The organism is Sphaerospermopsis reniformis (assembly GCF_005402885.1).
GTDB classification, from domain to species: Bacteria; Cyanobacteriota; Cyanobacteriia; order Cyanobacteriales; family Nostocaceae; genus Sphaerospermopsis; species Sphaerospermopsis kisseleviana.
Map to the genome: position 1 here is coordinate 1 of NZ_BJCE01000157.1, position 12,944 is coordinate 12,944.

General features: G+C 37.6%; 8 protein-coding genes and 1 pseudogene. 4 read left to right on the plus strand and 5 right to left on the minus strand.

What is annotated here, in order from left to right; genetic code table 11:
- Nucleotides 1-218 precede the first annotated feature (218 nt).
- Nucleotides 219-2,375 carry a polyribonucleotide nucleotidyltransferase gene (locus FFR48_RS18955; RefSeq protein ID WP_096566315.1) on the minus strand — a complete coding sequence of 719 codons (2,157 nt, stop codon included), beginning with the start codon at nucleotides 2,373-2,375 and terminating at the stop codon, nucleotides 219-221.
- A gap of 399 nt (nucleotides 2,376-2,774) precedes the next feature.
- Here FFR48_RS18955 and FFR48_RS18960 point away from each other — a divergent pair, with 399 nt between their 5' ends.
- The 4 genes and pseudogenes from FFR48_RS18960 to FFR48_RS18975 all read left to right on the plus strand — a co-directional run.
- Nucleotides 2,775-6,020 carry a sll1366 family intein-prone helicase gene (locus tag FFR48_RS18960; protein WP_137668443.1) on the plus strand — a complete coding sequence of 1,082 codons (3,246 nt, stop codon included), beginning with the start codon at nucleotides 2,775-2,777 and terminating at the stop codon, nucleotides 6,018-6,020.
- A 150-nt stretch (nucleotides 6,021-6,170) separates the two neighbouring features.
- The gene (locus FFR48_RS18965; protein ID WP_137668444.1) at nucleotides 6,171-7,097 is read left to right on the plus strand and encodes a DUF4351 domain-containing protein; all 927 of its coding nucleotides are present in this window, start codon (nucleotides 6,171-6,173) and stop codon (nucleotides 7,095-7,097) included.
- 132 nt (nucleotides 7,098-7,229) lie between these two features.
- Nucleotides 7,230-8,075 carry an SWIM zinc finger family protein gene (locus FFR48_RS18970; protein ID WP_137668445.1) on the plus strand — a complete coding sequence of 282 codons (846 nt, stop codon included), beginning with the start codon at nucleotides 7,230-7,232 and terminating at the stop codon, nucleotides 8,073-8,075.
- Between the two features lie 180 nt (nucleotides 8,076-8,255).
- Nucleotides 8,256-8,648, plus strand: a pseudogene (locus tag FFR48_RS18975) (RidA family protein); the annotation flags it as partial.
- 91 nt (nucleotides 8,649-8,739) lie between these two features.
- Here FFR48_RS18975 and FFR48_RS18980 read toward each other — a convergent pair.
- The 4 genes from FFR48_RS18980 to htpG all read right to left on the minus strand — a co-directional run bounded on the left by FFR48_RS18980 (nucleotide 8,740) and on the right by htpG (nucleotide 12,553).
- Nucleotides 8,740-9,492 carry a Uma2 family endonuclease gene (locus tag FFR48_RS18980; RefSeq protein ID WP_137668446.1) on the minus strand — a complete coding sequence of 251 codons (753 nt, stop codon included), beginning with the start codon at nucleotides 9,490-9,492 and terminating at the stop codon, nucleotides 8,740-8,742.
- Nucleotides 9,493-9,609: 117 nt separating this feature from the next.
- Nucleotides 9,610-9,987 (minus strand): type II toxin-antitoxin system VapC family toxin, encoded by a 378-nt coding sequence (locus FFR48_RS18985; RefSeq protein ID WP_137668447.1) that lies wholly within the window; start codon nucleotides 9,985-9,987, stop codon nucleotides 9,610-9,612.
- Nucleotides 9,977-10,267, minus strand: coding sequence for a hypothetical protein (locus FFR48_RS18990; RefSeq protein ID WP_137668448.1), 291 nt, complete (start codon nucleotides 10,265-10,267; stop codon nucleotides 9,977-9,979). Before FFR48_RS18990 ends, FFR48_RS18985 begins: the two co-directional genes overlap by 11 nt.
- 318 nt (nucleotides 10,268-10,585) lie before the next feature.
- Nucleotides 10,586-12,553: a molecular chaperone HtpG gene (gene htpG / locus FFR48_RS18995; protein ID WP_137668449.1), complete on the minus strand. Its 1,968-nt coding sequence runs from the start codon at nucleotides 12,551-12,553 to the stop codon at nucleotides 10,586-10,588.
- Nucleotides 12,554-12,944: the final 391 nt, after the last annotated feature.

The window sequence follows — 12,944 nt, forward strand, 5'->3', positions numbered from 1 at the left end:
GGGAATTGGGTAATGGGTAAGGTTATTCCCAAACAACAGTCAACAGTCACCAGTCAGCAGTCACCAAGCACCAATCACCAGTCACCAGCCCCAACAGACATGATATCTATTCAAAAATAATTTAAAAAATCATACAGCGATGCCCGCTGAAATAAGGCATCGCGGATTTTAGATTTGCGATTGATCTCTAATCCAAAATCTAAAATCCTTAATCGTTGTTAACGATTTGTAGCCGCAGCTTCTCGCGCAGCAGCTGCTTGATCAGGGTGTATACCCAAGCGTGTCAGGTTAATTCTACCTTTATTGTCAATTTCGCGCACTTTGACAATCACTTCATCACCAACGGCTACTTCATCTTCCACTTTACCAACACGATAGTCAGCAAGTTGAGAAATGTGAATCATGCCTTCTTTTCCGGGCAAAAATTCCACAAATGCACCAATAGGTATAATCCGTGTTACACGACCTATGTAAACATCCCCTTCATTGAGTTTACGAGTCATGCCTTGAATGATGCTCTTTGCTCTCTTTGCTCTGCCTTCATCGACTGCGGAAATGGTGACTGTACCATTATCTTCAATGTCGATTTTTGCACCAGTTTCTTCGGTAATTCCTTTGATGGTTTTACCACCGGGTCCAATGACCAGACCAATCATTTCTGGATCAATCTTGATCGTCAATAGACGTGGGGCAAAGGGTGAGGTTTCGGTGCGTGGTGTGTCGATGGTCTGGAGCATTTTCTCCAAAATATGTAACCGGGCTGCTTTAGCTTGCTCAACAGCTTGTTTGATCACGTCCAAGGACAAACCGGATATTTTCATATCCATTTGTAAGGCGGTGATGCCTGTATCAGTACCCGCAACTTTGAAGTCCATGTCCCCTAAGAAGTCTTCAATGCCTTGAATATCGGTGAGAACGCGCACTTCGTCGCCTTCTTTAATCAAGCCCATTGCTGCACCGGTGACAGGTTTGATAATGGGTACACCCGCATCCATAAGGGCGAGAGTAGAACCACAGACAGAACCCATTGAGGTAGAACCGTTGGAAGAAAGCACTTCTGATACTACGCGGATGACGTAGGGGAATTGTTCTTTGGGCGGTAGTACGGGTAAAATCGCTCTTTCGGCTAAAGCACCATGACCTATTTCTCGTCTTCCTGGCGCACGCATGGGTTTGGTTTCACCGACGGAGAAGGGTGGGAAATTGTAATGATGCAGGTAACGTTTAGATTGATCTATTTGCAGATCATCATTGAGATTTTGAGCATCTCCTGGTGTACCCAGGGTACAAGCAGATAATACTTGAGTGAGTCCCCGGTTAAATAACCCACTGCCATGTACACGACGGGGTAAAACTCCGACTTGGCAAGATATAGGACGGACTTCATCTAATTTACGACCATCAACGCGCACGTTATCTTCAATGATTTGACGGCGCATAAAATATTTGGTGATATCCTTAAAGGTATTACCAAGGGCTTTGCTATCGGCTGTAGCAGCTACACGAATGGGATCTTCTTCGGGTAAGGCTTCTATTTCCGCTTTGATTTCATCCTTAACTGCATCTAAAGCTGTATCACGCTCGTTTTTGGTTAACTCAAATTGAGCCAAGATTTTTTTAATTTCTGCACTGGCGCGATCGCGGATATAGTTTTCTAATGTTTGATCTACTTCCGGTGGCTCTTCTTGGACGAGTTTTAAACCCAGTTCTTCAACTAAATCTAGCTGTGCTTGGATTAAATCCCGCACTGCTTCGTAACCAAAATCAATGGCCTCGATGATATCTCGCTCTGGTAACTGATTTGCTCCTGCTTCCACCATGATCACACCATCAGGTGAACCAGCAACTACTAAATCCAAATCACCCGCTTCAATTTCCGCATAGGTGGGGTTAATAATGAAATCATCACCTACTAAACCTACCCGCACTGCTGCCATTGGTCCATTAAAAGGAATTTGGGCAATAAGAGTAGCGATAGAAGCGCCAGTTACAGCTAACACATCTGGCGGTACTTGTTCATCCATTGACAAGGTGAAAGCAATAATTTGCAAATCATCCCGTAACCATGAAGGAAACAAAGGACGCAAAGGACGGTCAATCAGACGGCTAGTTAAAATCGCTTTTTCAGGTGGACGACCTTCACGGCGCATAATCCCACCAGGGATTCTTCCTGCTGCATACAGTCTTTCTTCATAATCTACCGTCAGGGGAAGAAAATCAACGCCTTCTCTGGCTTCTGACCTTGTAGCTGTCACTAAAACAGCAGTATCCCCCGATTCTATCAACACCGACCCACCCGCTTGGGGGGCTAACAGTCCTACCTTCAGTCGAATATCCCGTCCATCAAAGGATATTGACTTCTCAAATTCTGCCATTCAGTTTTTTTTCCTTCTATGCACGCTATTCTCTCTCTGTGGCAATCCTAACATTTATGCTATATAGACGGCTTCTTTTAGATATATTAGTTTCATAGACTAGATTCAAGGGGCAGGTGACTGGGGACTGGGGACTGGGGACAGGTGACGGGTGACAGTAAGAAAAAATAGGAGTTAAGGAGTTACATTGAATTGTTGAATAGTCCGATATAAATTCTCAAATATAATTTTTTTTACATAGCAGTATGCACTTGCATGAGATATAAAATTTACACAAAAAATCATACAATACAATACTTCAAGTCTGTTCCCTGTTCCCTGCGATGCACTGAGCTTGTCGAAGTGTTCCCTGTTTCCTATTCCCTATTATTTCCTGAAAACAATTAGCATCTGAGAAATATGGCAATTTTACACGGTATTTGGTTAAATAAAGGGCAAAATTATACTGATAATTGTTTATTTATTTGGGGAGAAACTTGGCGAAGTTCCCAGATTAATCTGGAATCTATTACCGCCGATGAAATCCCACTTAATCCTTTGGCAATGACTCCAACTGAGTTGAGGGAATGGTTAGCAGTCAATAATTTAGAAATTTCTAATTATATTCAAGATATTGCAACATCTCCATCTGCTGTTACTCCAATCAAAGGACGTAAAACAGCACATAAAACAGAAAAGACTTTACCAACATACTCACAAATTATTGCTTTACCAACTAATTTTATAGAAACAGAATCTGCTATTTCTCCCATAAATTCTGCTAGTTTAGAGATTGAGAAAAATTCACAAAAATACTTACAACCTTGGAAAATTGAAGGTTTTTGTCTCCCACCCAGTGCTGCCATTAAATTTCTCTCAAATTTACCCTTGAGTTCAACAGATAATAAAGATGCTTTTTTAGGTGGAGATTTGCGTTTTTGGTTACAAATGGCGCGATGGAGTTTAGATTTAATTGCCCGTTGTAAGTTTTTACCGAATATTATAGAAAATCCAGATAATTCTCTAGTTGGTAAATGGCAGGTACTTTTAGATAGTGCTATAGATGCTACTCGTTTAGAAAAATTTGCGGCGAAAATGCCGTTAGTTTGTCGTACTTATCAACCAGATAGAGAAGATTTTAGCAGTAAATTAATAGTTGATTTACCTGGAGAACCGCAAGGATTAATTTTGGCATTTCTCAACAATATCATAGATGCCCAAATTCGAGAAATGGTTGGTTCTCAATCTCCCATTGATAATAGATTAATGATGTCCTTACCATCTGCGGTACAGCAGTGGTTACAGTCCTTAACGAGTGCATCAAATCAAGGATTAAATCAAATTAATGCTGATGCAATGGGAGTAGAAAGATTAGAATCAGCCCTGAAAGCATGGACTTTACCTTTACAATATCAATTAACAGGAAAAGCTGCATTTAGGACTTGTTTTCAACTCCATCCCCCAGCAGCAGAAACAACAGATTGGAAGTTAGCTTATTTTCTCCAAGCAGCGGATGATTCAGAATTTTTAATAGATGCTAATACTATTTGGAGTCATCCAGTAAAAACATTAGTTTATCAACATCGTCAAATTGAACAACCACAGGAAACATTTTTGCGGGGTTTGGGTTTAGCTTCTCGATTATATCCCGTGATTGCGCCTAGTTTAGAAACAGAATCTCCTGAATTTTGTCACCTCACTCCTATGCAAGCTTATGAATTTATTAAAACTGTAACTTGGAGATTAGAAGATAGCGGCTTAGGGGTAATTTTACCACCAAGTTTAGCAAATCGTGAAGGTTGGGCTAATCGTTTAGGTTTGAAAATTAATGCCGAACCTCCCAAGCAAAAATCAGGACGTTTGGGGTTACAAAGTTTGTTAAACTTTCAATGGCAATTAGCAATTGGTGGACAGACAATTTCTAAAGCTGAGTTTGATAAACTGGTAGCTTTAAATAGTCCTTTAGTAGAAATTAACGGTGAATGGGTAGAACTAAGAAACCAAGATATTAAAACTGCCCAAAACTTTTTTACATCTCGTAAAGAACAGTTATCTTTATCTTTAGAAGATGCTTTAAGAATTAGTACCGGTGATACTCAAGTGATTGAAAAATTACCTGTTGTGAGTTTTGATGCTTCCGGCGCATTGCAAGAATTAGTAGGGACTTTAACTAATAATCAAGATATTCAACCTTTACCAACACCTGACAATTTTCAAGGTAAATTAAGACCTTATCAAGAACGGGGTGCAGCTTGGTTAGCATTTTTAGAAAGATGGGGTTTAGGTGCTTGTTTAGCGGATGATATGGGACTAGGAAAATCGGTACAATTTATTGTTTTTCTCCTGCATCTCAAAGAAAAAGACGCATTAGAAAACCCGACGCTTTTAGTATGTCCCACTTCGGTTTTAGGAAATTGGGCAAAAGAAGTTAAAAAATTTGCCCCTAAATTGAAAGTTTTAGAATATCATGGTGATAAACGCCCCAAAGGTAAAAGTTTTACTGCCACAGTAAATAAATACGATTTAGTAATTACTAGCTATTCATTGGTACAGCGAGATATTAATTTATTAAAAACCATGAATTGGCAAATAGTTGTTTTAGATGAAGCCCAAAATATCAAAAATGCTGATTCTAAACAATCTCAAGCTGTGCGAAAATTGGACACTACATTTAGACTTGCTTTAACTGGAACACCTGTAGAAAATAGATTGCAGGAATTATGGTCTATTTTAGATTTTCTCAACCCTGGATATTTGGGTAATAAACAATTTTTCCAAAGACGTTTTGCCATGCCTATTGAAAAGTATGGTGATACTGCTTCTTTAGGACAATTACGATCTTTGGTGCAGCCTTTCATTTTACGACGTTTGAAAACTGATAAATCAATTATTCAAGACCTGCCAGAAAAGCAAGAAATGACGGTATTTTGTGGTTTAACTGCTGAACAAGGGGAATTATATCAACAGTTGGTAGACGAATCTTTGATGGCAATTGAATCAGCAGCAGGTTTACAACGTCGGGGTATGATTTTAGGTTTGTTGGTGAAACTCAAACAAATTTGTAATCATCCAGCACAATTTTTAAAAGAGTCAAATTTAGCAAAACATCATTCTGCAAAATTACAACGTCTAGAAGAAATGTTAGAAGAAGTTGTGGCAGAAGAAAACCGGGCTTTAATTTTTACTCAGTTTGCCGAATGGGGTAAATTATTAAAACCCTATTTAGAAAAACGTTTAGGCAGGGAAATTTTCTTTTTATATGGTAGCACCAGTAAAAAACAACGAGAAGAAATGATTGATCGTTTTCAACATGATCCCCAAGGACCACCAATTATGATTTTGTCTTTAAAAGCTGGTGGTGTGGGTTTAAATTTAACCAGGGCAAATCATGTATTTCATTTTGATAGATGGTGGAATCCTGCGGTGGAAAATCAAGCTACAGACCGAGTTTTTAGAATTGGACAAACTAAGAATGTACAGGTTCATAAATTTGTGTGTACTGGAACTTTAGAAGAGAAAATTAATGAGATGATTGAAAGTAAGAAACAATTAGCAGAACAGGTGGTTGGTGCTGGTGAAGAATGGTTAACAGAACTTGATACAGATCAATTACGTGATTTATTATTATTGGACAGAAATGCGATAATTGATGAAGATGAGGAATAGGAGTTGTAGGGACAAACCCCCCGTGGTTGCCCGTACAGGAATCAGTTATGTACCTGAAAGATTGAAGGACAAAGAATAAAAAGAAACAGATGTAGATGACATTCCTAAAATTAAAAAGTCTGAATACTGACGAGGAAGTTTAAAGAAAATATGACAGAAAATATAGACCATGACCGCTTGTTTAAAGAACTAATATCAACCTTTTTCGTGGAATTTATAGAATTATTCTTTCCTCAAGTTCTCGAATATATAGACACGAAATCAATTACATTCTTAGACAAAGAAATATTTACTGATGTTACCGCAGGAGATAAATATGAAACAGACCTGATAGCGAAAGTTAAATTTTTAGGTCAACCTTCTTATTTTGTGATTCATATTGAAGCCGAATCAGGTGCAAGACCAAAATTTAATCAAAGAATGTTTCGTTATTTTGCCAGATTAGATGAAAAATTGGACTTACCAATATATCCGATAGTGATATTTTCCTATGACTCACCGAAAACCGTAGCCATAAATAACTATCAAATCAACTTTCCTGATTTTCAAGTGTTAAAATTTAATTATCAAGTAGTGCAACTGAATCAACTCAACTGGCGGGATTTTTTAACCAGTCCAAATCCAGTTGCATCAGCTTTGATGTCAAAAATGAACATAGCACCAGAGGACAGACCAAAAGTTAAAGCAGAATGTTTAAGGTTGTTAGTAACCTTAAAATTAAACCCTGCCAAAATGCAATTAATATCAGGTTTCATTGACACATACTTGAGATTAAATAAAATAGAAAAAGAGAAATTTCAAACAGAACTAGGTACATTAATAACAGAGGAAAAGGAGGAAGTTATGCAAATTGTTACCAGTTGGATGGAAGAAGGAATTGAAAGAGGTATTGAAAGAGGTATTGAAAGAGAAAAAAATTTAATTTTCCGTCAAATTAATAGAAAATTTGGAGAAATTGATTTAGAGTTAGCAACAAAAATTAGAAGTTTAAACATAGAAATCCTGGAATCTCTGGGAGAGGCAATATTTGATTTAGATACAGTAGCAGATTTGCAACAGTGGTTAGATAATCTTTAATCTCAGGACTTACGCAAAACAGAACGCAAGTATGGGTAATTCATGAATTACCCCTACGTCAGAATCCGGCTTTTAGTCCAATCTTACGTAAGTCCTAAATCTAACATATACTCTGATCCCAACTTTTTAATTATGAGTCAAGAAAATTTACAAGCAAGCAGAGAATGGTGGTCACAAAGATGGCTAGATTTATTGGATTCCTATCGCTTTAAAAAGCGGTTAGAAAGGGCGAGAAATTATTCTCGACAAGGCAATGTTTTGAGTATTGAATTTAAAGGTGCGAAGGTTTTAGCACGGGTTCAAGGTAGTGAAGTAGAACCTTATAAAGTTTCTTTGTTCCTAGATGCTTTTAGTGATGAAGAATGGGGTTATGTGATTGAAACCATGTCCCAAAAGTCAATTTTTGCTGCTAAATTATTAGCGGGAGAAATGCCACAAAATATTGAAGATGTCTTTACAAGTAACGGACTTTCATTATTTCCTTTTACCTTGGGTGATGTTCATAGTAAATGTTCCTGTCCTGATAAAGCAGTACCTTGTAAACATATTGGGGCAGTGTATTATCAATTAGGCGATCGCTTTAGTGAAGATCCTTTTGTTTTATTTCAATTACGAGGACGCACCAGAGAAAAAATTATTAGTGATTTACGAAATTTACGCAGCAGTAAACTTTTAGATCAGTCTGAGGGAACGACTAGCAAACAGGAAAAAGCAGAAATTCAAAAACCAATTTCTGAACATCAATTGTCATTAAAATCAGATAATTTTTGGCAATATAATGAGCCATTAGAATCGTCTTTAGTGGTCATTTCTCCTAGTGTGGGTGAGACAGTGTTAGACGTTTTGGGTAAAATTCCCCTAGCTAAAGATGAGGAAAATTCAGTGAGTTCTTCTGCGGGTGATGTGACAATGAATTATTTACAATCCGTTTATAAAGATGTGAGTCAAAAGGCTTTTTTAGCAGCCATGAACAATTGACAATTGACAATTGATAATTGACAATTGATAATTGATAATTATTTCATTCAAGGTTAAAAACCTTCCATTTTAAGAGGAAATGCGATCATGCCAGATGGAGAAGTTGATACAACAGATGTTGATTTAGACTTCAATAAACCAGATGCACCGTTACCAAAAGAGATAAAAGAGATTAAAATTATGACTCGTGAAGTTATCCGTACCGATAAAGCACCCGCACCCGTTGGACCATATAACCAAGCTATTGTAGCTTCAGGGAAAATGCTGTTTGTCGCTGGCCAAATAGCTATTGATCCCCGTTTGGGTGATGTGGTTTATACTGATGATGTCACCAAACAAACGGAACAGGTGATGAGAAATATTGAAGCTATCCTCACAGAAGCTGGTGCTACTTTTAATGATGTCGTGAAAACAGGTGTATTTTTAGCTGATATGAAAGATTTTGCTGCTGTAAATGCGGTTTATGCAAAGTATTTTTCTGAAGATACCGCCCCTGCGCGTGCTTGTGTGGAGGTTTCCCGTTTACCTAAAGATGTGTTGGTAGAAATTGAATGTATTGCTGTGATTAGTTAACAGATTTTTCTCAAGTATACTATTAGCGGGCAAGATGCCCGCACCACAAGAGTTTTATTTTATAATTTGGTGGGTGTTGGCTACCCTACTTTTAGTTTTCTGGTTCGATACCTGCTGCACGTAGTTGTGCTGCTAGTCTTTCAGCACGCTGTTTTTCTTGTTCAGCACGTTGTTTTTCTACTTCTATCTCCTGTCGTTTTTGTTCTACTAATTCGGAACTCCACAATAACAAATTTCCTTGTTCATCCCAAAATCTTAACCATTTAGTGGTGAGATTTTCTCTTGTACCTTCCCAAATACCGAGATAAAGTTTGATTTCTTCTATCCAGTAACGTTGGTTTTGATCAGGTGTTTCTATTTGGTATTGTTCACTATTTTTATCTAAGCGATAAACTTCTAAGTCTCCTCTATCTGGTTCAAAAATAATGTAGTTAGGAACTTTTAAAATTCTTTCATAAAAAAACCATTTTCCAGGCGGATAAGTTGGTTTACTAGAATATTCTGTTCCATCGGTATCAGAAATAAATTCCATGACAATAACCGGAATGTCTCCCTGTAGTTGGGGGGTATAACTACGAAAGATTTCTTGCTTAGTTGTGCGAATTTCGGGGATATAAGCCCAGTCAGGGGCTTTAACGACAATTTTGCCGTTTACTGTGGCACAGATGCCATAATTCGTAGTTATAAGGCAATTGGCAGCAAGTTTACCTGCTAGTTGGAGGCTTTCGGTTAGGGCTGCGGCTTGGGTGGGTTGGTAGATGTTATCCACAGGATCGTCGGGAAGAATGTAATCATCGGGTAATTTTTCCCAAGTGATTTGGTAGTCTTGGGTGGTGATGATCATGGTGGGTTTTCCTGTTTTCAGGTTTATCAATGATTATATAGTAGGAGTCAGGAGTCAGGAGTCAGGAGTCAGGAGTCAGGAGTCAGGAGTCAGGAGAAAGAATTAATTTTGATGGAATTACCAAGTAATTACAGTCAAAATAGGTATTTTTATTAACTCTTGGTCTGCCGTTACCAAACTCGCTGTATTTTGTATTGCTGTTGCTGTAATTACTGCATCAGGTAATTTTAAGCGATATTGCTGACGAATTTTAATAATATTATCAATTAATAACGTATCTTTTGCTGACAAACCAACAACTTCCACACGCTGAATAAACTCTTGAAAAAGCTGATAATCTAATTCACTTAAACCAGAAAATGCCAAAAATTCAATTTGACTAATCACGGAAATTCCTATCCAATCAGCGTTTTGTAATATTTGCAGCAGTTGAGTATTTCCCTGTAACACAGCCACAACCGCATTTGTATCTAACAGATAACTATCACCATTCATCTCTTAAAGACCTTTGCATTTCAACTGCATCTCCTCGCCAATTTAAACGCCCCATTAAATCAGAGAAATCATACTTTTTCGGTTTCTTATCAGTTGAAATAGCTAAACTTTTCACATTCTCACTATCAGAGTTTAAAGCATACTGTTTTTGTAGTAATTCTGTTAAATCTGAAGATAAATCCCCTTTAAGTAAGGACATTGCTACCTGTGCTTGTTCATCTGGTGGTAACTGTTTTACAACTGCAATCAGTTGTTCTAGGGTAATAGGAATAGATATCATTACATCTTGAAATATTGTTTACTTAATTAAATTGTAAAGCTATTTAAAACCATTTTGTTGCAAATCCTGTAAAAAATCCTTAAAAAGAAATCATCCTGTAAGTCCTCAAATCCTGTACTTCGGCTTACTTCGGCTTACTTCGACTGCGCCCTTCGACACCGCCCTTCGACACCGCTCAGGACAGGCTCAGGACAGGCTCAGGACAGGCTCAGTACAAGTCGCTCAGTAACCAGACATTCTGATTCAGACAATTTCAATTTCCTCTGTCAGCAATAACAAGATAGGGGTTTGGCATTGCTAAACCCCTACATATTGTACTTACTGACTCGCTTTTTCTGTTAACTTAGTCAACACATCATTAGACCTTTCCACAAAAGACTTCATGCCCTCAGCGTCAAAGCCTTTTTGTGACATCAACGCTAAATCATAAACGTGCTGACAAATCATTTTTGTTAACTGCTCTGTGGGTGATTCTCCATCACCTTGAATAATACTTCCTTGGTTCAAGGTTAACAAGTTTTGAATCAAAGGATGGGCGGTATTTACTAACAAAATATGATCTTCAGGAAATTCTGCATTTTGCTGTTGCATCATGGCGTTCATATCTCGCAAACGACGCAAAATTTCTGGTAACAATACCATTGCTGGTGGTGTTCCTTGGGGATTATCTGATTTTAATGCCTCGGTACGAATATTAACTTTTGGTTTGTTGAGTGATTTTTCAAATAATTCTTTGATAATTTCACTCTTGGTTTTGTTGGTTGTGGGGTCTACAATTTCCCCTGATTTATCATCTAATAATGTGTTATCAATGTCAGAGTCTACCCGTGTAAATTTAACGTCCTGATATTCTCTTTCTAGGAAGTTAATAAAGTGGGTATCAATGAAGGAGTTCATAAATAGAACTTCTAAACCTTGGTTTTTGTGAAGTTCTACATAAGTCGCTTGACTCGCTTCATCGGTGCAGTAGAAAACTTTATTTTCGTGGCGTTCTTTGTTGCGTTCTAAATATTCTTTGAGGGTGGTATAAGGTAAGCTGGTGGTGTTTCCTGGGGTGACATCTTGCCAAACATCACTCTCAGAAGATTGTACTTCTACTGCGGGTGTTTCTGTTTTTTCTGCTTCTAATTTGGCAGTGGTGCGGAAAACGATGATGTCTTCAACTTGTTTCTTAAATTTCTCATCGTTGAGAACACCAAATTTAACGAATGTGCCTAAATCTTTCCAGGCGTTGATATATTTTTCTTTGTCGGTGCGATATAATTCTTTCAAGCTATCGCCGACTTTTTTAGCGATGTAATCACCGATTTTTTTAACTGTGCGATCGCCTTGTAATGCACTACGGGAAACGTTCAAAGGAATATCTGTACTATCAATTACCCCCCGCATTGGTAGCAAAAATTGGGGAATAATTTCATCACAGTTATCACTCACAAAAACCTGATTACAGAATAACTTTGTTTGTCCTTTAGTGACATCCACATCAGGGCGCATTTTCGGGAAATACAAAATCCCGTTCACAATAAAAGGATAATCTGTATTTAGATGCACCCATAACAAAGGTTCTTCTTGGAAAGGATAAAGATAGCGGTAAAATTCTAAATAATCTTCTTTAGTTAAACTGCTAGAAGATTCGCGCCAAGGTGCTTTTTGTTTATTCAAAACTTCCCCATCTAATTTGATGGGAACTGGCATAAAATCACAATAGGTTTTAACTAAATTCTTAATTCTCGCAGGTTCTAAATATTCTTCCTCATCGGGCATTAATGTTAAAGTAATGGTAGTACCGCGAGAGGTGCGAGAAGATTCATCTAATGTAAATTCTGGTGAACCATCACAAGTCCAATGTACTGCTGTTGCACCTTCTTTATAGGATAGAGTGTCAATTTCGACTTTTTTCGCCACCATGAAGGAGGAATAAAAACCTAAACCAAAATGTCCAATAATTGGTTGATCGGCTTTTCCTTCATATTTGTGAATAAATTCTTCCGCACTGGAAAACGCAACTTGGTTAATATATTTTTTGACTTCCTCTGCTGTCATTCCAATGCCATTATCAGAAATGGAGAGGGTTTTTTTATCTTTATCAATGGCAATGGTAATTTCTGGTTCACTGATATCTCCGTTGTATTCTCCTGCACGGGAAACCATTTTGATTTTTTGGATCGCGTCTACTGCGTTGGATACCAGTTCCCGTAAGAAAATTTGATGATCTGAATAGAGAGATTTTTTGATAATTGGGAAAATATTCTCAGTATGGATACTGATAGTGCCTTGTTCTAACATAGTTATCCGTGTGTTTGATTTACTTGCAGATAATTCTGAGGATCAATTTTCGTCTATATATGTCTTTTTTGAGGTAAGGAATACCTCTAAATAATGATTCGGATTACACTACCATGATAGGGGGATTGGTGACTAGGACTGGTGACTGGGAGGAGAATTGTAGGTAAATAATAGTAACAAAGTTAAGTAAGTGGGCGTTAAAAATTGTCGTTATGACAAGGGAACAGGGAATAGGTTTTTAGATATTTTACTTTTCGTTACATATTTCGGTTTTTTCTGTTCACTTACTTAGTGGATAATTTTAAGTAATCTTGAAGTGCTTATAATGCTTTGCAAAATTCAGAGAACAAGATACTTGACTCATAATTGAAAATCTGTTATAATTATATTC

What these genes read in the sequence shown, in the direction of transcription:
- FFR48_RS18955 (WP_096566315.1), bottom strand. Translation starts at nt 2,375, where the DNA reads ATGGCAGAATTTGAGAAGTCAATATCCTTTGATGGACGGGATATTCGA.
- FFR48_RS18960 (WP_137668443.1), top strand. Translation starts at nt 2,775, where the DNA reads ATGGCAATTTTACACGGTATTTGGTTAAATAAAGGGCAAAATTATACT.
- FFR48_RS18965 (WP_137668444.1), top strand. Translation starts at nt 6,171, where the DNA reads ATGACAGAAAATATAGACCATGACCGCTTGTTTAAAGAACTAATATCA.
- FFR48_RS18970 (WP_137668445.1), top strand. Translation starts at nt 7,230, where the DNA reads ATGAGTCAAGAAAATTTACAAGCAAGCAGAGAATGGTGGTCACAAAGA.
- FFR48_RS18980 (WP_137668446.1), bottom strand. Translation starts at nt 9,492, where the DNA reads ATGATCATCACCACCCAAGACTACCAAATCACTTGGGAAAAATTACCC.
- FFR48_RS18985 (WP_137668447.1), bottom strand. Translation starts at nt 9,987, where the DNA reads ATGAATGGTGATAGTTATCTGTTAGATACAAATGCGGTTGTGGCTGTG.
- FFR48_RS18990 (WP_137668448.1), bottom strand. Translation starts at nt 10,267, where the DNA reads ATGATATCTATTCCTATTACCCTAGAACAACTGATTGCAGTTGTAAAA.
- htpG (WP_137668449.1), bottom strand. Translation starts at nt 12,553, where the DNA reads ATGTTAGAACAAGGCACTATCAGTATCCATACTGAGAATATTTTCCCA.